Source organism: Paenibacillus sp. FSL R10-2778 (assembly GCF_038593035.1).
Taxonomy (GTDB): domain Bacteria; phylum Bacillota; class Bacilli; order Paenibacillales; family Paenibacillaceae; genus Paenibacillus_AQ; species Paenibacillus_AQ odorifer.
Map to the genome: position 1 here is coordinate 6,693,512 of NZ_CP151956.1, position 21,501 is coordinate 6,715,012.

Here is a 21,501-nt window from a genome sequence, read left to right on the forward strand (position 1 = left end):
GGGTCCTCCAAATCACGATTAGTTGTCTCATTTCAAAAACTTTCTGCGATATAACCGGTATCCGATCATTAACAATCCGCCAAACAGCAGCAGAGAAATCATGATCACAACAATAAAAAATTGATTCTGAATATTAAAAAGTCGGGTGAAGCTCTTTTGCTGCTCCTCTGTGTAGCGATAATCGCTATCCACTGTTTCCGGTGTATAGTCCAGGCTTAGAGGTTGTCCATTAATAGAAATCATTCCATCTAATGAGGAGATTGTGTTCTGATCAGTAACGACCTGATGCTCTTCTTGCTTATAATCGGCAAAAGAAACCCAATTCCGTTCCAGACTTCGCAGCATTTCTTCAAGCTGACGCTCATCCTCGGGCATGTCGACGGTGATTACAGTATCCATCGGCAAATGCGGTATCACTTTATTGGATGTATGCAAAGCTTGAACAAATTCCAGCGGAACGCTATATAAAGAGGATGGAAAGGATTTAGAGGTGTCGCTCTGCTCCATATAATCAATCTGTTCATCCGGATATAACACCACAGAATCAAAAAAGCTCATCCCCGCTTCTGAATACTCTTTGTCATACGACCAATGCATTTCCGCTCCGACTCCAAGCGGCCCAAGCCCGTTTTCGGCCAACAGATTGATGAAATCATTCATCTTTCCTTTAAGCGTATGGTCACTGGAGCTTATCGTTGGCATCACCACTGGGGCATTGACCAGAATGCTTCCATTGCTGGATTGCACACTTTTCATAGCCACTAAATAACGCTGCATGGCCGGATAGTCGGTATTGCTGAACACAGGCCGCACACTTGCAAGAAACGGAATCCCCAGTTGATACAGCCGCTCACCCGTTTCTGCCAGCAGTCGCAGATCGGAGAAAGGATAGATTTCTTTGATCGCAAGGTACATTTTAGGAGTAGCAGTGATATGGAGCCAATCCTTCAGAACATACGCCATCCCCAGCGTACTGACATTCCCTTGTTCAAAATATGGGGCATATGTATCATTCCCCTTACTCACAGCGTACGGTGCTTGCAGACCCTCCTCCGCAAAAGAGAGTTGACCGAAGGTTTTGACCGCCTGACTCGCTACAATATAAGGCATATCCTGTACCTTAGCTTGAATTCCGGAGAACTGTCCGATTTCGAGCTCAGCACTCCCGTCATAGATCACATCAGTGGTTAGCTGTAACGCCTTCGTTAGACTAGCGGGTGGGTTGTACCCGATATGCAAATACTGCCCCTGATAATGCTCCCAATCCTCTATATAGGATTTATTCGTGATCGAAATATCCGCTTCGTTACGGACCATGATCACTCTGGAGTAATTTTTCAGCATCCCCTGCTCGTATTGATCTAGGCTTCGAAGTGTAACCTTTGTCGAGTAAGCTGCCAGCAGACGTTGAAGTTCAGTCACATTTCCATCCTTAGAGGTCCCCTTGGCAAGGCTGTCATAGAGCAGTAAGACTTGTTGTGGCGATGCAGCAGATTGAACAGGAGTGGCGGGCAGCAATAGGATGGTTAAGCTCAGCGTCAGCAGCAATATACAGTATAAGATCCCTCTGCGCTTCAAACACTCACATCCTTTTGAGGCTTTGTAAATGGACTAGACATGGTGGGGCTCTCGTTAACCGGCTTTTTGCGATTTTTGGAGAATCTGCGTCCGATCACACTAGATACTGTCAAAAAGGTCACCAAATCAAAAGATAAAGTGAACAAGAATTCATGCTTGGAAATGTCGGCATCACCGGCACCGATAATCGATACAAAAATGCCTGAAAGACCAATGCCTATCGTAGCGACAATCAATACCATCCGCTGCAATCCTCTAAAATTGCGTGCCTTAATGGCTGTTACAAAGGAAGGCATATACAGACCGATGACAAGCACTGTCCAAAGGAAGATAAAACCTATCGTTCGTGGTGCTAAAGCCTTTTTCAGCTGACTGTATCCAGTAAAAAAGTGACTCTGTGCTCGAAATTCCTTCCCAACAGATTGCTCGTAATTGCCCATCGCCGCTGGTTTAATCGAGAATGCACTTTGAGCAGCTACATTAAGAATCGAGTTAAGCTGATCCGGATTCGATATATAGTATTTAAGGATCGAAACAAATCCGTAACGACTGTAAAAGTTCTCTTGGAGGATCGGCGAATTCACATCAATAGTTCCGTATTTCTCGTAGTAAATGCTATTTTTCAAGATGGCATATTGTTCATCAATATCGAATGACTTCAGTGCCTTCTCCGGATCGGAGGAATCCTTCAGCACCCCTCGGGTCATGGCATGGAACTGGTTAATATTCACGAACTCATCCGAGATATTCAAATAAGTGAACACACCTGCGAACAGGATCAAAGCAAGGGAAACCAGGGTCAGAATACGAAAGATCTTATCCCTGCGAATCCAAAGGATTGAACACCCCAGAACCGCAATGATTATACCCACTGGCGCATTTTGCTGCTTGGAAGTAGTCAGGATAATCGTACTGATCAAGAACAGGGCCAGCAGCACGTAGTCATTGTATCTTTTTTGATATAACAACAACCAAGCTGCGAACATAGTAATCATCGTGATCATCACGACGCTCTCACCGTAAAAGGAGTTGAAATAAGCGGTATACCCGGTATCTCCAAATATAAAAATAGCAATACCTGCAGTGACCCATCCCTGCTTGCGGGTCATCCCCCATGTAATAGCCTCTATTAATAAGTAGATCGCCGCAACATATAAAATCGTGTAAATGACTGCTTGAAACCGGATATCGAAAACCTCGCTGCTAAAAAACAGCTTATTAAGTCCAATGGCCAGCTGGATAAATAGGGACTGTGAAGAAAATAATGTCGCGCCATTCTCATTAAAATATTGAAAGATTCCATATTGCTTTACAAAATAACCAAAGTATTGCTCGTCATAATCCGGCAGATTGAAATAAATTCCGTTACTATAGATGCTGCGAAAAAAATCACCATTATCCGCCATTCCGACATACGGGGCGGTAAATAAGGCGATGATGGTTATAAGCAACACTCCAACAGCAGTGATAAAAGCCGGGGACAATGGCAACGGTAGGTTAGCGAGTGTCATCCCCTGCCTCAGAGGTGATTTCACCGTGTTGTTTATCATGCAGATTCACCTTCGTTACTATAGGTTTAAATTAATAGACATAGGCCAATGATGCCATCAGATTGTCAAAGGAATAGGCTTGGCCACTAGCTACATCGCCGAAGCCTCCATACAGTGAGCTGCCGGCATCGGTTATTCTGAACTCGTTCATTCTTTCAATGCTTTTGCGATAGAGTGCATCGTCTCCGATCTCGGCACCAATCATAGCCGTAATGGCGTAAATGGCTGTTGAGCGAATATCGTTAAGCGGCTTTCCCTCACGCGAATATTGTCCATATAATGTGCCAGCCTCGACCTGCTGCTTGATAAAATTAATGCTGGAGGATTTCTGCTGGTCTACCTCTGCCAAAGCCAGAATAGACAGTAGCGATTCTACTGTATTGATATTCTCCGAACTATAGGTTCCACTCTCATAATTAAACCTTGTTTCATAGAAGGGAAACTCATCTGATAAATATCCATCTTTCAGAATAACGCTCATATTATTCAACAAAAAGTCACGAGATTCTCCAGAAACCGACAATTTTTGCATTGTACCTAAATCAATATAACATAAAGTAACGAATGTGTTGGTTTTTTTGTAATTTTCATCATAGAAGTCATACATATATCCATTTTTTACATTATAGTTATAAAACCTCTCACCATACTTAGCCGCTTCTTCTGTATATTGTTTATCTCTAAACGTATCCCCCGCTTCATAAAGCGCACGAATGATACGTAAGTCATCAACGGCAGCATTCACAGGATATAATTTCTGCTGTTTAGGGCTATATCGGTAGCTAAAACCACCCTTCATATCAAAGGTTTGCTTAGCCAGCGCCCATTCTTCTGCAAATCGCTCTTTCTCACCACTCCGTACGGCTGCCAGCATCCTCAGAGAGGCAGACTCACTTAGAATCTCATGGCCGCTTGCTGCTTCCCCGGATTGCTCTGTTTCAATTAAATTCGTATAAACACCGGACGAGCCGGTAAGCTTCGTAACAATAAATTGCTCTAAAGCATCCAATTCCTGTGAAAGGTCCCCCATATCATTATTAGCCGAACCCGTAGGATTCGGTGGCTCTGTTGTATGAACATTCGCGGAGGGCGAGGGTGTTGATGCCGGCATTGCTGTTTGCTCGCATGCTGTTAATGCTGTAAAACCTGTAAGTACCACTACAGCAACAGCTATCTCTTTCCTCAAAAAATCACCTCTCTAAGCATCTGCTTATATTGCCTAGTATTATCTATAACGGTAATATACATCACATCCTTAATCCAAATGTTAAATTTATGAAACCATTAGATGAAAAAAAAGAGGCATCCACACGCCTTCTGACGAGCAGATCCTCCTTTTTCTGTCATCTACTTACTTTATTCCATACGTTCCCAAAAACGATGGGCAGTAATGGCTGCAACGAAGCTAGCCGCGAAAACTTCCCCACCATCGCCTATTATGACTCCCGGACTGCTTCTATGTTCATCTGTTGCAAGCAGCTCAGCAAGTATTGTCGTCATCGCGATAGGTTTAAAATGTGCATAGGCTTGGTTGAGGAATAACGCTGCATCTTTATGGAATTTCTTGCGTTCCGCATTTCCACCAGCCGCATAAATCGCATCGAAGAGCACCGAATCTGTAGTGGACAAGGTATGGATGACTTCAAGCTCTGTGCCGCTTGAGCCTTTAATAAATCCAAGCTTATCACTGATTAGCTCCGGTTGTATCCCAGCTCCCATAAGCGTGTCCAACACAGGCATTACCGCAGCTTCATCAAAACCATCTCCGATAATCACGCCTACTTTCCGCGTGTTGGGATGTTTTTTCGTATTAGCCTGACTTAAGGCAGGGGAAGCTTGAGTGACCTCGGAACCGCCAACTTCTGGAGCCGCTACTCCAATGGCTTCTGCCACAGGTACAGCAAGCTCGGAGGTAATGTTAGCAAGCATATTTACGACCTGCTGTCGGACCGACTTACTCTTAACCTTTCCAAGCTCAAAAGAATAAGCTTCGATAATATGCAATTGTTCCGGAGGGCTCATACTATTCCAGAATAACTTGGCTTGTGAAAAATGATCCTCAAAGCTTTTACTCCGGCTCCGTACCTTACGGCCCTCAACCTTTTCTTGATAATGCACATAACCGCCTTCAGCCTCTGGGACAGGTCTCGGCGTGTTTTGGGCCAGAGAATTATTATGATAACTCACAGTGCCCTGATTAATCGTCTGCCGCCCATATCCGTCACGCTGGTTGTTGTGAAAAGGACAAACCGGTCTATTGATCGGCAGTTCGTGGAAGTTAGGACCTCCAAGCCGAATCAACTGGGTATCCGTATAAGAGAACAATCTGCCCTGAAGTAGGGGGTCATTGGTGAAATCAATCCCTGGCACTACATGTCCGGGGTGGAAAGCCACCTGCTCCGTTTCGGCAAAAACATTATCCACGTTGCGGTTCAAGGTCATTTTCCCAACGATCTGCACGGGCACGACTTCCTCTGGCCATAGCTTTGTAGGGTCCAGCACATCGAAATCAAACTTGAATTCGTCTTCTTCACTAAGAAGCTGAATGCCCAGCTCGTATTCCGGAAAGTTGCCGGCTTCAATCGATTCCCATAAATCACGGCGGTGAAAGTCAGGGTCCGCTCCGGATATTTTCTGTGCTTCGTCCCACACCAAAGAGTGTACACCAAGCACTGGTTTCCAATGGAATTTAACAAAATGCGCTTTCCCCTGTTCATTGATCAGACGGAAGGTGTGAACTCCAAACCCTTCCATCATCCGGAAGCTTCGCGGAATGGCGCGGTCAGACATCAGCCACATCGCCATATGGGCCGATTCCTGATTATTGGCGATGAAATCCCAGAAGGTATCATGGGCTGATGCTGCCTGAGGCATTTCATTATGCGGCTCCGGCTTAAGCGCATGCACTAAATCAGGGAACTTAATCGCATCCTGTATAAAAAAGACCGGCATATTATTGCCTACCAAATCATAATTGCCTTCTTCGGTATAAAATTTGGTCGAGAAGCCCCGGGCATCCCGCACAGTTTCGGCTGAACCCCGTGATCCTGCTACCGTTGAGAACCGGACAAACACCGGGGTCTTCACGGATGGATCTTGAAGGAATTTCGCCTTCGTATATTCTTTCAACGATTTATATACTTCAAACTCCCCGTGGGCGGCAAATCCGCGTGCATGCACGATCCGCTCAGGAATCCGCTCGTGATCAAAATGGGTCATTTTTTCCCGAAAATGAAAATCCTCCAGCAAGGTTGGCCCCCGGTCACCGGCTTTTAGGGAGAACTCATCCTCGGACACTTTCAATCCCTGATTGGTTGTTAAAGCGTGACCTTCGTCCTTACTGCGAAACTGTTCCAGTTGCTCATTTTTGCTATTTCCGTTCACTTTTTGCTGTTCACTCATTAACAATGGCTCCTTCCGAAAGGTAGAGTAACGATAATATTCATCTCTTACCCTTAAGGAAGGAACGGCAAACAAAAAGAAGCGGAATTCCGAGAAGCCATTCTCCCGAAAATCCGCTTTACTCGCTTGTCACTGACCTAACCTTTAATTCTCCGATACGTCTCTTCATCCGAAACAATATATAATCTAGCCTCTTTAGGAATAGGCTGGTCCAGCTTGCGATTGATGCTAAGGTCACTACGATCCGAGAGTAAAGTTGCACCTTGAAGGAGCAATTCCTGAAACGCCTGCCCATAGGTCTTCCATGCACTATTCACTGGAATCTCATAAATATCATCCCCATACTGGCGGCTCAGCAGCTGCGTAATCACCTCTGAATTCCCCTCTTGCAGAGCGGATCGGACTGCCAATCTAGAAATGGCATCATGCGACAGAACGAATTCATTGACCTGAACATGCCTGAAATTCTGTATATTCTTCTCCTGCATAATTTCTACGGTAGTATGTACTTGTGGCGCTATGCGCTCAATGCTGGAGGCGATAAGCAGAGATTTCCCGTCAATTAGCGATGCTTCATCAATCCGTGTGTCTCCGAACACAATGGCTGCCCTGGCTTCGTGTATGTTAGCTTTAAGGAGAATCTCATCGCTGGAAGCATCACCGTTTACAAAGTGGACCTGTTCCATATGCTCCAGCGGATGCCGTCCTATCTCATCAATGATGACGATATGACATTTAGGTGAATAGCATAACACCTCATCTACCGCAGCTTGCGCTTTCTTACTCCAATTGATTAATATCACATGATCCTTTCCCCGGAAGCTCAAAGTTCCTGCTCCTCTCCTTCTCTGCACCTCTGCAATAGAGTCAATGACCTTGCCAATAACCAAGCTGAGAAGACCAATCCCAAAAATATATAGAAACATGGTGAATAGCTTACCAACTACCGTCTCGGCAAAATAATCCCCATACCCAACGGTGGCCATCGTTGTCATAACCCAATAGAAGGCATTAAACCAGTTGTGGAATGTACTCGGTTCAAGCAGGTAAGCTATCGATGCGCTAAGAATTATAAAGATCAAAATAATCAGACCGATCGACCGTTTGCGTAAACGCATCATCCTGTTGGATATTCTCAGAAAAAAATGCATCTGCCATCCCTTCCTCACATTAATAAAGCTGCCTCTCGAGGTTATTACTGAGGGCAGCCTTATCCATGTCCATCTGCGATTTGTGAACTAAACAATCAAACTGCTGACTGCAAATGCTGTGCCGATAAACACCAAGCAGAGCATGGTGCCTACTGCCACATTGCCTTTTTCCAGATGTTCTGAAATTTTAAAGCTTGGGGTCGCCAATTCAAAAATCCAATAAGCAGCGATGAGGCACACATAACCGACAGCAAACCAAATGATCATATGCAGAATAGAGGTATTCGTATACGCCGCTACTCCAATGATAATTGCTGTAGCGAGAAATTTGCCGCCAAGCGCTAGAGCTACAGCCACATTCCCTTTTTTCAGCTCTTCCATATCCTTGAACGGGGTCATCAAGCCAAAGATAACCATACCCAACAATTGCAGAAGAATAATCACAAATATACTGACTATTAAATTAACAACAATCGTCACTTTGCCCACCCCCGAAATTTCGCATATGCCGAGTCATAATCGGCGAAATCATGTACTTCCTCAAGGACTACGGAAGCGGTCTTTTCTTTCTCTAATGCTGCATAACGCTCATCGTCTATCGGCTGCTTGATCCGGTTGCCGGAAGGCAGCTCGAGGACGGCAAAGTTTCTTGTCTTCTCATTATATTTTGTCTTGTATACTCCTACAAGATCAACATCTGTAGTTACCGATACCTTAAGGTTGGTAAGATCCTCGACTGCTGTTTTTTCATCGGGATACGATTTAATGGTCGTCCAGGAAGAGAGGCGGACTTCATTGCGTTGGTCGGCATCTGTGATCAGCTCAGCGTCCATGAACTGCAGTGTCCATATTTTATCGCCAGTAGCATAATTCTCATCATTCGGCAGCAGCTCATTATCCGGCAACACCGTCATATCGCTACCAATTAGATCACCTACAGTACTCTCCACAACCCGGTAATCCCAAGGTACCCGTGCAACACTGTCAGAAGTTTCGGCAGTGCCTGAATCAAACACACTCCCCTGATTACTGGAACATGCACTAAGCAGCAATACCGTTAGAAGCATCATACATAAAGCCCCGATCCGGGCCTTTACTAATCTGGTAGACGACTTGTTTATAGCTTTACTTTTAACCAACTATCTCACTCCCAACGCGATAAAATGACTGGCATTGCCCGTAATCAGTCCGCCAGCCCGGCCGAGCAGCCCACACGGCTTCCCATTAATGACGAACATGCCTGTCAGTAGGTGGAATTCACCTTTGGCGGTGTGTATTCGGGCTAGTTCAGCTCTTTTTTGATATACAGAGGGAAAAAGCTGACTGCTATCATAACCCTCTTCGTCCTCAATTTCTAGAGTTCCACTATCGTCAAAGAGACGTACAGAACCGCCTTCGCGGCCAAATACAGATTTGGACACAAAGCTGCCAGAGAACACAGGCTTATTATAAGTCGGCAAAATATAACGTGAGATCGCCTCACGCTCTTCATTGTCAAATAATAAGCCAAGCTCATACATTCCCCACACAGCTGCAATCAATCCCTTAGACTGCAACAGGATACTGTGTGGTCCATTAAAAAGCTGAAGATTTCCCTGTTCAACAGCATAGGCAAGTGCATCTCCACCCTCATCGACGGCCATCCACTCTTTAGGATATAGGGCGAACATCCGCTTTATCACCCGGTCCTCCCCGTCCTTCAAAATGCCCTCATCGACCCACAGATCGAGACAATCCACACACTGAATAGTAAGCCCGCTATGTCTGGCCAAGGCTTCAATCGTACCCGAATCTTCAAGATGAGAGCCATAAGCAACACAAGCTGCGGTATCTGGTCGTTCTATCTGCCAGGCTGCGGCAAGTTGTTCCTTCATCGCATGATTTGGACTAGTCACACCCGCCTGTTCACAGATCCAAGGTGTTGCTATGGAAGCCTCCACATAACCTGTAGGTGTATCGGCATTCAGTTCCAGAAGCTTGATGGTTCCATCATTAGCTATCGCAAAATCGAACCTTGCATACCGACTGATTAGACCTTCTTCCGGAATAGAAAACCCGTCAAGCATCTCCCAAAGAACAGGAGGAATGCCCAGCAGCTCATACAAATCGCGTTTTAGATGTATATACCGAACCGCTTTATCGAGGATAGCCCACAGCTTTGCGGAGGCTTCCTCAAGCTCTTTATAAATGTCGCTGCGCATCACAGCTATTGCATCCATCCAGTACTCTTCTTCCTCTAGATCTGCCCAAGTGAACCCAAGCTCATGCAGCGCTTGTACCCGTGGGCCCCGCTCCAGATCAGACAAATCTAGAATCTCAAACACGCTCTGCTGATCACTCATCCGCCGAAACCACTCTTACTGGAACCAGATCTCGATGAAGATTTCGAGCCTGAGCTTGATTTAGAGTTCTTCGAAGAGTTTAAGCCACTGGAAGTGCCACCGATTCCGTTCTTTGAAGAGGAACCTCTTCTCGTGATGGAACCCGTGGATGAGGTTGAGGTTTTAGGTTTCACTACAGAACCGGGCACCTTTTTATTCTGAAACTTTTCGCTGCTATAAGTAGGTGGTTTATAAGTGGTTCTCGTGCCTCCATAATAGGTAGGACGGTCCTTAGCCCATCCTCTGGAGGAGTAATTGGCACCGCTGTTAAACAACATGTGATACAGAAGCAAATCCGTCCAGCCAAAACCTGAATGATAACCGCCATAGTTATTCACTACCGTTGTTCCGTTTGAAGTTACTACGCCTTGGCCTTGCTCCTCTACCTCTTTCGTACCTTCTTCGGGGTAGGGAATATTCCAATCCACATTTTTATCAAAATAAGCTTTAACCTCTTCATTAGACCAAGAGACTAGCTGTGGTTCGCCCGCAGAAGTATTCGCGCTAGCCCCCGCTCCGCCAGGAATAAACATAGCATTCGCTAATAAGGCTATGCCTAGCGATGTTGATAATACACGGATGGGTTTGCCATCTGCGGTAAATAATTTTGATGCAGGCAATTCCTTATCCCTTTCTTCTTTAGCCATCGTAAGGTTCTCCTTCCCTGATGATCTTCTATCCCTCAGTGTGCATCGGAACAAGCAAAAGCTCCAGCTTGCCTTCATCCACATTCAGTCGTCCTTCAACCGCCTCATATTCCTTACTGCCCACCACTATATAATTGACATGTTCAAGTGCAGTTATCATATTCATGCTCCACGTACGCTCTTCAATCACTCGTAGATCACCTTCTGGCATTTTTTCGATTAAAACTACACTCATCCCGTTATCCATTATTACCATTCCTTCCTTATATCTGCTATAGCATCTGATACGTTTTTATCACCTTTTCGTTTCAGTTCTAAGCTTGTATAGATTGCCCAGCATTACTTTTGGAATAAGAACGTCTATATAAAAGGAGAACTCCTAACGAACACAAGCTGACAACGAGCAACAGTCCGTATACATGCTCATATGCTTTTGCCGGCGCAAGATCACGCTGAGCATGCAGCAACAGCCCACAGACCGCAACAGATACAGAACCTCCAAAGAACTGAATCAGTTGTAAAAGCCCCATACCTGAACCAATCCAAGTTCGCGGAAGAACCCGAGAAGCTTCATTATTTAAGGATGCCATTGTCGCCGAGAAGGCCGGAGAGAAGCAAAGATAACCAAGCAGAAGAACTACAGGAGATACAGAAAGGTTCAGCGCAAATGCAGCCATAACAGCGGCAAGAATACAATGCCCTATGATTAAGAAGCGCAAGTTGCCATACCGGTCAATAAAACGTCCAACAAAACGGGTAAGAAATGCAGATAATAACGCACCTGGTGCGATAAACAAACCAATCATCAACGCGGATTTACCAAACAGATTAGCGAGCACAAGCGGCATCAGGAACAAATTCCCCAAGTTCAGCACCAGAATACAAAAGCCTATGGTAACTAGCTTCAAGTATCCCGGCATTTTTAGCAGCTGCGGGTTAATAAAGGATTCCTTCGCCTTCTTCAAATACCAAGCGTGCACGATAATAGACACTACGCCCACTGCCAACCATACCAGAGATTGGGTGGTTACGGCTACCAGCAGACTTGCTGCATTTACAACGGTCAGCGCCGCCCCAATAACGTCAAAGCTTGCAGGCTTCGGCTGTTCCTTAGGTAATAACCGCAGTAGTACTGGCAATACAACAAGCACAAGGCAAGTAATTCCGAATAACCCGTTCCAGCCAAAATACTGACTGATGACACCACCAAAAATCGGGCCCAAACCAAAGGCCATTGCACTCCCTGCGGAGATCATGGCGATAGCCGCACCACGTCTTTCAATAGGCACATAACGGCTAGCCAGTACGAGACCCAATCCAGCCATCGCACCCGCGCCAGCAGATTGTACTATTCTCGTTATCAATAATGTATTAAAGTCATGCGCAAATAATCCAAACACTGAGGCCAACCCGAGAGTAATTAAGCCAACGGTCAAAAGTCTCCGAATCGGCACCACGTCTGATAAGCGGCTATAAATAACCGTCGATAAAGCATATCCAATCGAATAGCTCGAAATTACCCATGAACCTAGATCAGCAGAAATTTGGAGATCCTGAATAATGGTTGGAAGTGATACATTAAACATCGTTGTGTTCATCACTACGATAAAAAGGCACATGGTCCATAATGGCATGACTACTTTATCATTCATTACTACTTTCTCATTCATTCCTATCCATCCCTGTCCTAATTTATCTATACAAGCTTATCTAAGTTTATGCCTATAAAATCAGGATGGCAATTGGAATAGGGGGATTTAGACTACTTACGCCACATCAATCCGCACAACAATTCAAACAACTCCATGTAGTTGCGTGGATTTTTGCCCGTTAATGTATGAATGCGATTAAGCCGGTAGTTCAGTGTATTTCGGTGAATATTCAGCTTCTGTACAGTACGATTATGGTCCCCATTCTCAGCAATAAATACTTGCAGTGTTTCAATCAGGCCTGTCTTATCGCCCGACTGATCCAGTAGAGCATAAATCGTCCCGGGCCGTTCTGCCCCGTCATAGGAGAGATGAATTAAGAATCTTAGTTCTTCATAAGTGTACAGTATCTTGAGCGGGTCGACTCTACTACCAACACTAATCGCCGCCTGGGCCTGTTCAAGTGAATAAGCAGCTAACTCCTCTGCTTCGCCAGAACCTATTCGCCCCACATTCGCACATGAATTTAGTTTTCCTATGAGCTCTTTATAAAGAAAAACATCCGTTATAAAAAAAACCGCCTTATCATTCTCCAAATTCCAGTAATGTGGATAGGACCTAAATACATTTTTGAATTCTTTTCCGTTCACATCGCCTTCCACTAGGATCGCCCAGCATTTTTTCTTAAGATCAAGCCCATAGCTGCCCGCCCGTTCCAGAAACTCAAGATCATATGCTTCTTTACGATAAGACAATTCATGATAAAATTTCACACGTTTTACTCGCTCATCCTGTTCCAGCTTGTTCCTTGCTTCCTGCTCAATAAGTAATATAGTAGTGACTCTGACCAGCTTACTAAACGGCCTAACCTCATCTGGATGTCCCGTAATACCTACCACACCCAAAACTTTATGATCTATAATAATGGGTTCATTCACCCCCGGCTTCATGCCGCTGCCATCCTCGTACACTTCAAAGACATGCCCACTTTGAATGGCTATTCTCGCTCCCTCATGTAAGGTTCCGACCCGTTTCAGATCTCCGCTCCCCACAATAAAGCCGCTCTCATCCATAACATTAATGTTATAAGGAACTACGCTCATCATTTCTTGTGCTATTTGTCCTGCAAGTGATTTCGATATCTTCATGTCTGTACCTCCTGTCCCTTTATATTCTACTCAGAAAGCTTCTACCTTAAAAAAGAAAAAGGGGCTGACTCCGTTCAGTCAGCCCCTCTATCACTTTGTATAATTCAATCAGCTTCCTTGGTTCAACATGACTAACCTAGCCACATTCTCAGCCGTTCTTTCCAGATTCTCTTGCCCTTTATTCAAGGCATCCTCCAATGAAGCTGCACCTGGCATGATCCCAAAAATAGCATCAATCCCTTTATCATACAGCACTTCCGTCTGATCGCCGATCCGTCCCGCAAAAGCCAGCACAGGTTTATTATATTTCTTAGCGACCTCAGCAACGCCAAGCGGGGTCTTGCCATATTGGGTCTGGAAATCGATGCTTCCTTCCCCGGTCCACACCATGTCCGCCTGCTGCACTTTTTCTTCAAGTCCAGTATAGTCGATCACAAGCTCAATGCCCTTTTTTAATATTCCGTTTAAGAACACCACCAGTCCTGCCCCAAGGCCACCCGCTGCACCAGCACCAGACATATCTATAATATCGAAACCCAATTGCTCTTTGATGACACTCGCATAATGATGCAGATTGCTGTCCAGCTGTTTGATCATATCCGAAGTAGCCCCTTTTTGCGGACCAAATACATTGGAAGCCCCAGTCGGACCACATAATGGATTCGTAACGTCGCAGGCCACTTCAACCTGTACATCCTTAAGGCGAGGGTCAAATCCACTCAGATCAATACGGGCTAATCTGCCGAGCTCCCCACCACCAAACAACAGCTCATTGCCTTCGGCATCCAGCAGCCTGCCGCCTAATGCCTGCACCATCCCGGCGCCTCCGTCATTGGTGGCACTGCCACCGATACCGATCAGCAGCTTGCTGACCCCACGATCCAGACATGCTTTGATTAATTGTCCTGTCCCGTAGGTAGTTGTAATCAACGGGTTACGTGTCTCTGGGGATACCAGCTGAATGCCACTCGCACTAGCCATTTCCAGCACCCCTGTCAGCCCGTCTCCTGTGATTCCGTAGGATGCGCTAACTTCATTGCCCAGTGGTCCTTTAACTTTTGTTATATATACTGTACCTTCCGTTGCATCGACCAAGGACTGCATCGTTCCTTCGCCGCCATCTGCCATGGGTACATGAATACAAGTAATATTAGAATTTACTTTATGAATGCCTTTTTCCATGGCTTCACAAGCTTCTTTGGCTGTCATACTTTCCTTGAAAGAATCCGGTGCCAATACGATGACAAAGTCTTTATTCATAGAATATCCGTCCCTTCTAGTTGCAAATATAAATTATAGGATGAAGCCGTATAATATAGTGGCGACGATAGCCATCGTCAGACCCACGAGACTTTCATAAGGAATCAGTGACATCCGGTCCTTAATGTTCATCTTAACGGAATCAGCGGTCACGTGGAAGAAGTTACCGTGTGGCAGATGGTCAATGACTGTAGCCCCGGTGTGCACCATAATTGCTGCATTTAGCGGCGCTGTGCCCATCGAAAGAATAGCGGGACCAAATGATCCGGCAGCCACGATAGAAGCCGTAGAGGTTGATGCTGTAGCAGCCGCCATCAGGATCCCTGCAATTGGCGCAAGGAACGTTCCGGAAATCCCCATAGCCGTTATTGCATCTACAACAGTAGCACTCAAATCCGATTTTGAGATAATACCAGCGATAGCACCAGCACCAATCAGGATAATGGCTGTACCTGTCATTTTATTTAACCCTGAGGTTGTAAATGAAATGATGTTCTTCGTTTGTTTCATAGCAATCAATCCAATAATGCCGGCAAGAGGCAAGATGATCATAGAATCGACTTTAAATGATTTCAGCAATTCAATATTTAGAATATTTCCGATTGGGTTAATGGCTAGAAGTAAAATAGCGACAACTGGAGCGACGATGGCACGGCCAAAGCTAGGTTTAACCTTAGTACTGTCTTCCTCTTTAGTTACAACGTCACCCTCTGCAATTTTCACACCTTTGTTGACCAGCAGATTAGCAATAATAACAGTGACAATCAGACCCGCAATGGCTGGGATGAATCCATGAATCATGACCTGAGCCAAATCTACATCAAAGCCTTTAGCTACGGCAATGGTGTTCGGGTTCGGTGAAATAATGTTACCGGCTTTACCGCCACCGACCAGTGCGAGCAGCAAAGCGGTTTTGGAAATGCCGATCTTCTTACCTACGGACAAAGCGATTGGAGCGACAATAATGATAGCGACTGTGATGAATACGCCTACCGCTGTAATAATCATAGTTGCCAGCGCTATAGATAATAACGCTTTCTTTTCGCCAAGCTTATCTACTATGGTCTCGGCCATTCGTTCGGCTGCCCCTGATTCAATCAATACCCCGGCCAGCACACCAGCTGCGAGAACACGTACAACTGCCCCCATAACACTATTCGTTCCGTCGATGACATATTGTACTGTCTCTGCAATGGATGCCCCGCCTAATATTCCTCCGGCAATCGCGCCTAAAAAGAGTGCGTAGACCGGGTTAACCTTTTTGAAAATCAATACGACGGCCAGAATCAATCCCGCAATCGCGCCCATCCAGTTAATTACTGTGCCTTCCATCTCTAGTTGCCCCCTAGTATAAGAATTTGACACTATACAGTGTGTAATTTGATAACGCTTTCTAAACTGAGTATACTGCGCTTACAAACCCAATAATATTGACGGGACAACCTATTTTTTTGTGCATATGCACAAGCTCTGAGCATGAGAAAAAGACCAAGCTTAGGTTTCAGCACACCAGAGCTTGGTCTTTTAACATGAATTAGACGTATTAAGAAACTTGAGTTTCTTTCGTTAGAATAGGGGCAGCAGGATCTTCTGCCAGAACATTATCCTTTGTCTTGGAGAGGAAGATATTCAGCACAATCGCTGTAAGGGAACCAGAGACGATACCGTTTTGCAGCAGCATCCGAGCGAATTCAGGCAATTGATCGAACATCGCAGGTACAGTTGCCGAACCCAATCCAACAGCGATACTACAAGCGGCAATCAGCAGATTACCATCCTTACGCAGATCTACCTCTGACAGAATCGACATCCCGGAAACAGCAACCGATCCGAACATCACGATCATCGCTCCGCCCAGTACGGCATTGGGAATAACTGTTGTCAGAGCCGCCAATTTAGGCAGTAGTCCAAGCACAACCATAATCCCGCCGGCTGCAAAAATAACATTCCGAGTTTTGACCCGAGTCAGCGAGACCAGACCTACATTTTGCGAAAATGCTGTGTACGGAAATGCATTAAAGATCCCGCCCAGCATAATCGCCAAACCTTCTGAACGCAGCCCGTTTACGATCTGCTTTTGTTCCACTTTCTGATCCGTCACTTTACCAATCGCAAAGTAAACACCTGTGGACTCCACCATACTAACAATATTAACAATGATCATAGTGAAAATAGCCGTAAGATTGAACTGAGGCCATCCGAAGTAGAAAGGCTGTGCAACACTTACCCAAGAGGCTTCACCTACTGTAGAGAAACTAACAATGCCCATTCCATAAGCAATAATTGTACCCACTAAAAGACCTATCAAGACAGAGACCGAGCGAAGAAATCCTGTAGTAAAACGGTTAACCGCTAAAATGACCAGCAGCGTGATCAGTGCAAGCAACAAATTGCGGGGATTCCCAAAATCAGCGCTGCCTTCTCCGCCAGCTACGCTATTCATAGCTACAGGAATAAGAGATAACCCAATAATGGTCACGACTGAGCCCGTTACTATCGTTGGGAAAAACCTCAGTAGCTTCCCATAAAGGGGGGCCGCCAGTACCACGAATAAACCAGATAAAATAATTGCTCCGTACACCGTTGCCAAATTGTTGGCACTGCCGATAGCGATAATCGGCCCTACTGCCGTAAAGGTACATCCAAGAATAACCGGCAGCCTGCTGCCAAAATACTTTGTGCCCATAATCTGCAGCAAAGTAGCTAACCCGCAAGTAAACAAATCAGCTGCGATAAGATAGGCCATTTGGGTGGCATTCAGGTTCAGCGCGTTCCCTACGATCAGCGGAACAACAACTGCTCCGGCATACATCGCCAGTACATGCTGAAATCCTAATGCAAATACTTTTTTCTTGCTTAACATCTCGCACTCTCCTTGATTGGCTCTTTTGAACTTTCATTATCAATGAAGTGAATTTCACCTGGTGACATAGATGTAATCCGGGCTAAAGCATGGACTTCTATCCCTCTATCCTCGAGTAGACTCCGGCCTTCTTGGAAGCATTTTTCAATCACACAACCAACGCCAAGGAGTTCAGCGCCAGCCTCTTGCACGATATCAACCAGTCCAACAAGAGCAGCACCAGTAGCCAAAAAGTCATCTACAATAAGCACCTTATCGCTTGGTCCGATATATTTTTGCGAGACACTAACCATATAATCCTCTTTGCGTGTAAAAGAATGTACCGGCGCGGAATAGACCGCTTCAGATAAGGTCACTGCTTTCTTCTTCTTCGCATATACAAACGGTACGCCTAAGGCGATGGCCGTAGCCATGGCAAATTGAATGCCACTCGCTTCAATAGTGATGATTTTAGTGATAGGCAAATGTCCGAACAACCGCTTGAACTCCTGTCCAATTTGTAAGGCAAGCTCCGTATCCACCTGATGATTCAGAAATGAATCTACCTTTAGTACCGTATCTGATAAAATAAGACCCTCTTGTCTGATGCGCTCTTGAAGTACCTTCATAGTAAACTTGATCTCTCCTTCTGAATTAAAAACAAAAAAAGGACAAATCCCTTGAGTCGTTTCTCTCAAGTGAATTTGTCCTTCTGGGTTTTTGTCCCTTAGTGGTGTAACACTGCATAGTGTCCGCATCGCTCGGTCCAGTCCTTCCATAGTCAGGAAGCGGAACCCTAGATGCGCTATTTCACTCATAGTCGGATAATTACAGTGGTTATCCGGTAGAAACTTATGGGCCATATTCCCAAGATTATATGAGTTGACAAGCAAATATAAGGATAATGTATAATGTGAAACTTATATTTTTATAAATGTTCAATATGAATACCTTGTATATCTTACACGCTCTGTCTGGTGCTTACAAGCAAAATTTTAAGCAATTTACATGCCATTTTCAGGTTATTTTCACGAAATTCAATTGTTTACATTTAGTAGTTACTACTCCAATATCTTCTGCGCTGTTTCTTGGGTCGTTACAAGTACATTCATATAACCCCCATTTAGTGCCCCAAGGATCCCCGTTACCTTCTCAAGTGACTCCGCTACACCAATCGAATACCGTGCTTGCTTAATTTGCTCCAGCTCAATGGTCAGTGTTCGATCCGATATTCCGGTATGCACGGGAATCCCGTTGCCATCATAGAAACGTGAACAGATGTCACCAGCGACCTTTCCATTCTCCAGCTCAGCAATCACTGCATCGCCATAAAAACCGCGCCACGCCTCTTCCCCTTTCATTTCCGGCGATCCGATGCCGAACACAGCGATATCCAGATGGTCCCACGCCTTGGCAATGGTCTGATAATACTGGGAATTCATCAGTTGATCTCTAGTTTCCTTTTGCTCCGTGATCGCTGGAACATCAATCATTAACGAGCGCGCACCCCATTTTAGAGCAGCTTGATAACAGATGTTATTTACATGGTACCCGCTCTCCATCTTTCCTGATGGGCCGCCGACCGTAGGTACACAGGTTACAAATGGTCTCTGGGCTTGTGTTAGGCTATCTACGACGGCAGCTAAACTGCTTCCCCAAGAAAATCCAATCGTATCTTTCGGGAGAAGCACTTGCTCGAGCCATCTCGCACAGGCTTGTCCTATAGCTTTGCGTTTAATCGTGCTGGACTGTGCAGGATCTACCTCGACAACAATGGCTTCCCGTAGCCCGAACCGCTCCTTCAGCTCCTGCTCCAATGTAAAATGATCGCCAGTATCGTAATTAATAGTTATTGTAACGATCCCTTCTTCACGTACCCTCTTTAGCATCCTGCTGATGGTGGTACGATATATACCAAGTTGGCTGGAGATTTCACTCTGCGTTAAATTCTGTTCATAATACATTTGTGCTATTTTAATAAGCAGCTTCTTATCTTCTTTTCGATCCATGTTACAACGCCCCCGCGTATTCAACAGTTTGACGGATTTAGACCCCCCCGCTATACTGTAGACGATTGTTTTGCACATTTATTATTATATTGCACAAATGTGCTTAATATCAAAACTTTTATGAAGATGAATGGTTCAGATGGAATCAAGGTATCTCTAAATAAAAACAAAAAATCAAACAAGTGAGGTGCTGGAAATGAACCCTTTAAAGTGGGCAATTGTCGGTCCAGGAAGTATAGCTGCCGAATTTGCGGCTGCGCTGAATGAAACGGGAGGAACGTTGTATGCGGTTGGGTCGCGAAGCTTGGAGAAAGCACAACAATTCGCTAATCAATATGGAGCCACGAAAGCTTATGGCAGTTACAGTGAAATGCTGCAAGATCCTGCAATTGATGTAGTGTACATCTCTACGCCACATAGCAATCATTATGAATACATCATTGAAAGCTTACAGAATAACAAACATGTTCTCTGCGAAAAAGCAATCACGGTGAACAGCAAACAACTTCAAGAAGTCACCCGACTTGCCGCTGAAAAGGATCTGGTTGTGGCCGAAGCTATGACCATCTACCATATGCCACTGTATAAGAAACTGCGGCAGTTCATTGATGACGGCATCATCGGGCGCCTCAAAATGGTGCAGGTCTCCTTTGGCAGCCATAAAGAATATGATGTGAACAACCGTTTCTTCAGCAAAGATCTGGCGGGCGGAGCACTGCTGGATATTGGGACATATGCGCTGTCCTTCACAAGATTCTTCCTGTCCAAACAGCCCCATGAGATTCTTACTACGGTAAAACAATTCGAGACAGGAGTGGACGAGCAATCCGGTATTATTCTTAACAATGCGGCAGATGAAATGGCGGTAATCTCCCTTACAATGCGCTCCAAAATGCCTAAACGGGGGGTGGTTGCAGGAGAGCTCGGATTTATTACCGTAGACAATTTCCCGCGGGCCAGCAAAGCCACCATTCAATATTTGGATGGCACAGTAGAGACGATTGAAGCTGGAGATACAGCTAAAGCTTTGCAATACGAGATTGAAGATATGCAGCGGTATATTGCAGATAAAAGCCATAAAGAGACCCTCAACCTCTCCTTGGATGTCATGGACATTATGAGCAATGTCCGGGAGCAATGGGGGATCAAATATAGCTTTGAATAAATAAACCGTTTAGTAGGCAGCTAACTTAGGCAAATGATTGTTTTTCGAGGTAGATCGCCCGTATTCATCACTTATTCCCCCCATCTGCATTAATGTTAATGAAGTCAAAGTATGGGAGAGTGAATATGGTTGGCCTATAAAAGAGACCGGATCGTTGTCATTATTCAAAAAGGAAAACGGCGCATAATTACAAGGACCCCCCTCCACGGAGTGGACAGATTAGTCTTTGTCATCAACAATCAATATACGAACGCCCCCAACACTACACAAATTGCAAGCGGTGCAGGGCGCAGCAGCGCAAGCGGCAATAATGCCGCCATTGCTTCTCCCTATACACGCCAACAACAAAGTGTCGGCGCAGGCGGTGATGCGACTAACCTAGGCAGCGGGGGCTACAAACGCGGCAAAGCTAAGCCCCTCTTATTATATCCCTATCGCAAAGAAGTTGTGGTCGTTATCAATACCCAGACGGTTAAACTGCCTAAACGGAGCCAGAATGCCTCCGCAACTCAGGTAGCAAGCGGAGGCGGAACGTTCAGCACCGGCGGAACAAACTCCGCTATTGAAAGCCCAGGAACAAGACAGCAGCAGGCGGTTGGTGGAGGATCGGGTGGGCACGCCACTAACAAAGGCACAACTAAACGGCGCCACCTCAAACAACGGTCTCGTTAACCCTATTGGGACTATATAACAAGCATAGCAAAAAGCATGGGCAAACC

19 protein-coding genes and 1 riboswitch are annotated in these 21,501 nt (G+C 45.3%); of the genes, 2 read left to right on the forward strand and 17 right to left on the reverse strand.

What is annotated here, in order from left to right:
- Nucleotides 1-27 precede the first annotated feature (27 nt).
- The 17 genes from NST40_RS29955 to NST40_RS30035 form a co-directional block, all read right to left on the reverse strand.
- Nucleotides 28-1,578 (reverse strand): hypothetical protein, encoded by a 1,551-nt coding sequence (locus NST40_RS29955; protein WP_076276274.1) that lies wholly within the window; start codon nt 1,576-1,578, stop codon nt 28-30.
- Nucleotides 1,575-3,128 carry a hypothetical protein gene (locus NST40_RS29960; protein WP_076276275.1) on the reverse strand — a complete coding sequence of 518 codons (1,554 nt, stop codon included), beginning with the start codon at nt 3,126-3,128 and terminating at the stop codon, nt 1,575-1,577. The genes NST40_RS29955 and NST40_RS29960 overlap by 4 nt, the downstream gene beginning before the upstream one ends.
- 31 nt (nt 3,129-3,159) lie before the next feature.
- The gene (locus tag NST40_RS29965; protein WP_081387421.1) at nt 3,160-4,314 is read right to left on the reverse strand and encodes a glycosyl hydrolase family 8; all 1,155 of its coding nucleotides are present in this window, start codon (nt 4,312-4,314) and stop codon (nt 3,160-3,162) included.
- Between the two features lie 170 nt (nt 4,315-4,484).
- Nucleotides 4,485-6,530 carry a catalase gene (locus NST40_RS29970; protein WP_076276276.1) on the reverse strand — a complete coding sequence of 682 codons (2,046 nt, stop codon included), beginning with the start codon at nt 6,528-6,530 and terminating at the stop codon, nt 4,485-4,487.
- Nucleotides 6,531-6,667: 137 nt separating this feature from the next.
- Entirely contained in the window at nt 6,668-7,681 is a 1,014-nt protein-coding gene (locus tag NST40_RS29975; RefSeq protein WP_076276277.1) for a potassium channel family protein, read from the reverse strand.
- 87 nt (nt 7,682-7,768) lie between these two features.
- On the reverse strand, nt 7,769-8,161 hold the full coding sequence (locus NST40_RS29980; RefSeq protein ID WP_038573772.1) for a DUF350 domain-containing protein: 393 nt from the start codon (nt 8,159-8,161) through the stop codon (nt 7,769-7,771).
- Complete coding sequence (locus NST40_RS29985) at nt 8,158-8,751, reverse strand: hypothetical protein (protein WP_232061559.1); 594 nt, start codon at nt 8,749-8,751, stop codon at nt 8,158-8,160. The genes NST40_RS29980 and NST40_RS29985 overlap by 4 nt, the downstream gene beginning before the upstream one ends.
- Before the next feature lie 69 nt (nt 8,752-8,820).
- Entirely contained in the window at nt 8,821-10,023 is a 1,203-nt protein-coding gene (locus NST40_RS29990; protein WP_076218257.1) for a glutathionylspermidine synthase family protein, read from the reverse strand.
- Nucleotides 10,020-10,709, reverse strand: a complete 690-nt coding sequence (locus tag NST40_RS29995; RefSeq protein WP_076124098.1) for a hypothetical protein — start codon at nt 10,707-10,709, stop codon at nt 10,020-10,022. The genes NST40_RS29990 and NST40_RS29995 overlap by 4 nt, the downstream gene beginning before the upstream one ends.
- Nucleotides 10,710-10,737: 28 nt before the next feature.
- Nucleotides 10,738-10,956 (reverse strand): hypothetical protein, encoded by a 219-nt coding sequence (locus NST40_RS30000; protein ID WP_036682196.1) that lies wholly within the window; start codon nt 10,954-10,956, stop codon nt 10,738-10,740.
- Nucleotides 10,957-11,023: 67 nt separating this feature from the next.
- A complete protein-coding gene (locus NST40_RS30005; protein WP_256718952.1) occupies nt 11,024-12,379 on the reverse strand; it encodes an MFS transporter in 1,356 nt (451 codons plus the stop codon).
- 92 nt (nt 12,380-12,471) lie between these two features.
- Nucleotides 12,472-13,506, reverse strand: a complete 1,035-nt coding sequence (locus tag NST40_RS30010; protein ID WP_076181893.1) for a sugar diacid recognition domain-containing protein — start codon at nt 13,504-13,506, stop codon at nt 12,472-12,474.
- A 108-nt stretch (nt 13,507-13,614) separates the two neighbouring features.
- Complete coding sequence (locus NST40_RS30015) at nt 13,615-14,766, reverse strand: glycerate kinase (RefSeq protein ID WP_076218259.1); 1,152 nt, start codon at nt 14,764-14,766, stop codon at nt 13,615-13,617.
- A 33-nt stretch (nt 14,767-14,799) separates the two neighbouring features.
- Entirely contained in the window at nt 14,800-16,098 is a 1,299-nt protein-coding gene (locus tag NST40_RS30020; RefSeq protein WP_076218260.1) for an SLC13 family permease, read from the reverse strand.
- Nucleotides 16,099-16,309: 211 nt separating this feature from the next.
- Nucleotides 16,310-17,629, reverse strand: coding sequence for a nucleobase:cation symporter-2 family protein (locus NST40_RS30025; RefSeq protein WP_076105084.1), 1,320 nt, complete (start codon nt 17,627-17,629; stop codon nt 16,310-16,312).
- Complete coding sequence (locus NST40_RS30030) at nt 17,623-18,237, reverse strand: xanthine phosphoribosyltransferase (RefSeq protein ID WP_036682464.1); 615 nt, start codon at nt 18,235-18,237, stop codon at nt 17,623-17,625. Before NST40_RS30030 ends, NST40_RS30025 begins: the two co-directional genes overlap by 7 nt.
- A 168-nt stretch (nt 18,238-18,405) precedes the next feature.
- Nucleotides 18,406-18,509: riboswitch (purine riboswitch) on the reverse strand.
- 160 nt (nt 18,510-18,669) lie between these two features.
- Nucleotides 18,670-19,617, reverse strand: a complete 948-nt coding sequence (locus NST40_RS30035; protein WP_076276278.1) for a sugar-binding transcriptional regulator — start codon at nt 19,615-19,617, stop codon at nt 18,670-18,672.
- A 196-nt stretch (nt 19,618-19,813) separates the two neighbouring features.
- Here NST40_RS30035 and NST40_RS30040 point away from each other — a divergent pair, with 196 nt between their 5' ends.
- Nucleotides 19,814-20,782 carry a Gfo/Idh/MocA family oxidoreductase gene (locus NST40_RS30040; RefSeq protein ID WP_342410275.1) on the forward strand — a complete coding sequence of 323 codons (969 nt, stop codon included), beginning with the start codon at nt 19,814-19,816 and terminating at the stop codon, nt 20,780-20,782.
- A 159-nt stretch (nt 20,783-20,941) separates the two neighbouring features.
- Nucleotides 20,942-21,454 (forward strand): hypothetical protein, encoded by a 513-nt coding sequence (locus NST40_RS30045; protein WP_248549042.1) that lies wholly within the window; start codon nt 20,942-20,944, stop codon nt 21,452-21,454.
- Nucleotides 21,455-21,501 lie beyond the last annotated feature (47 nt).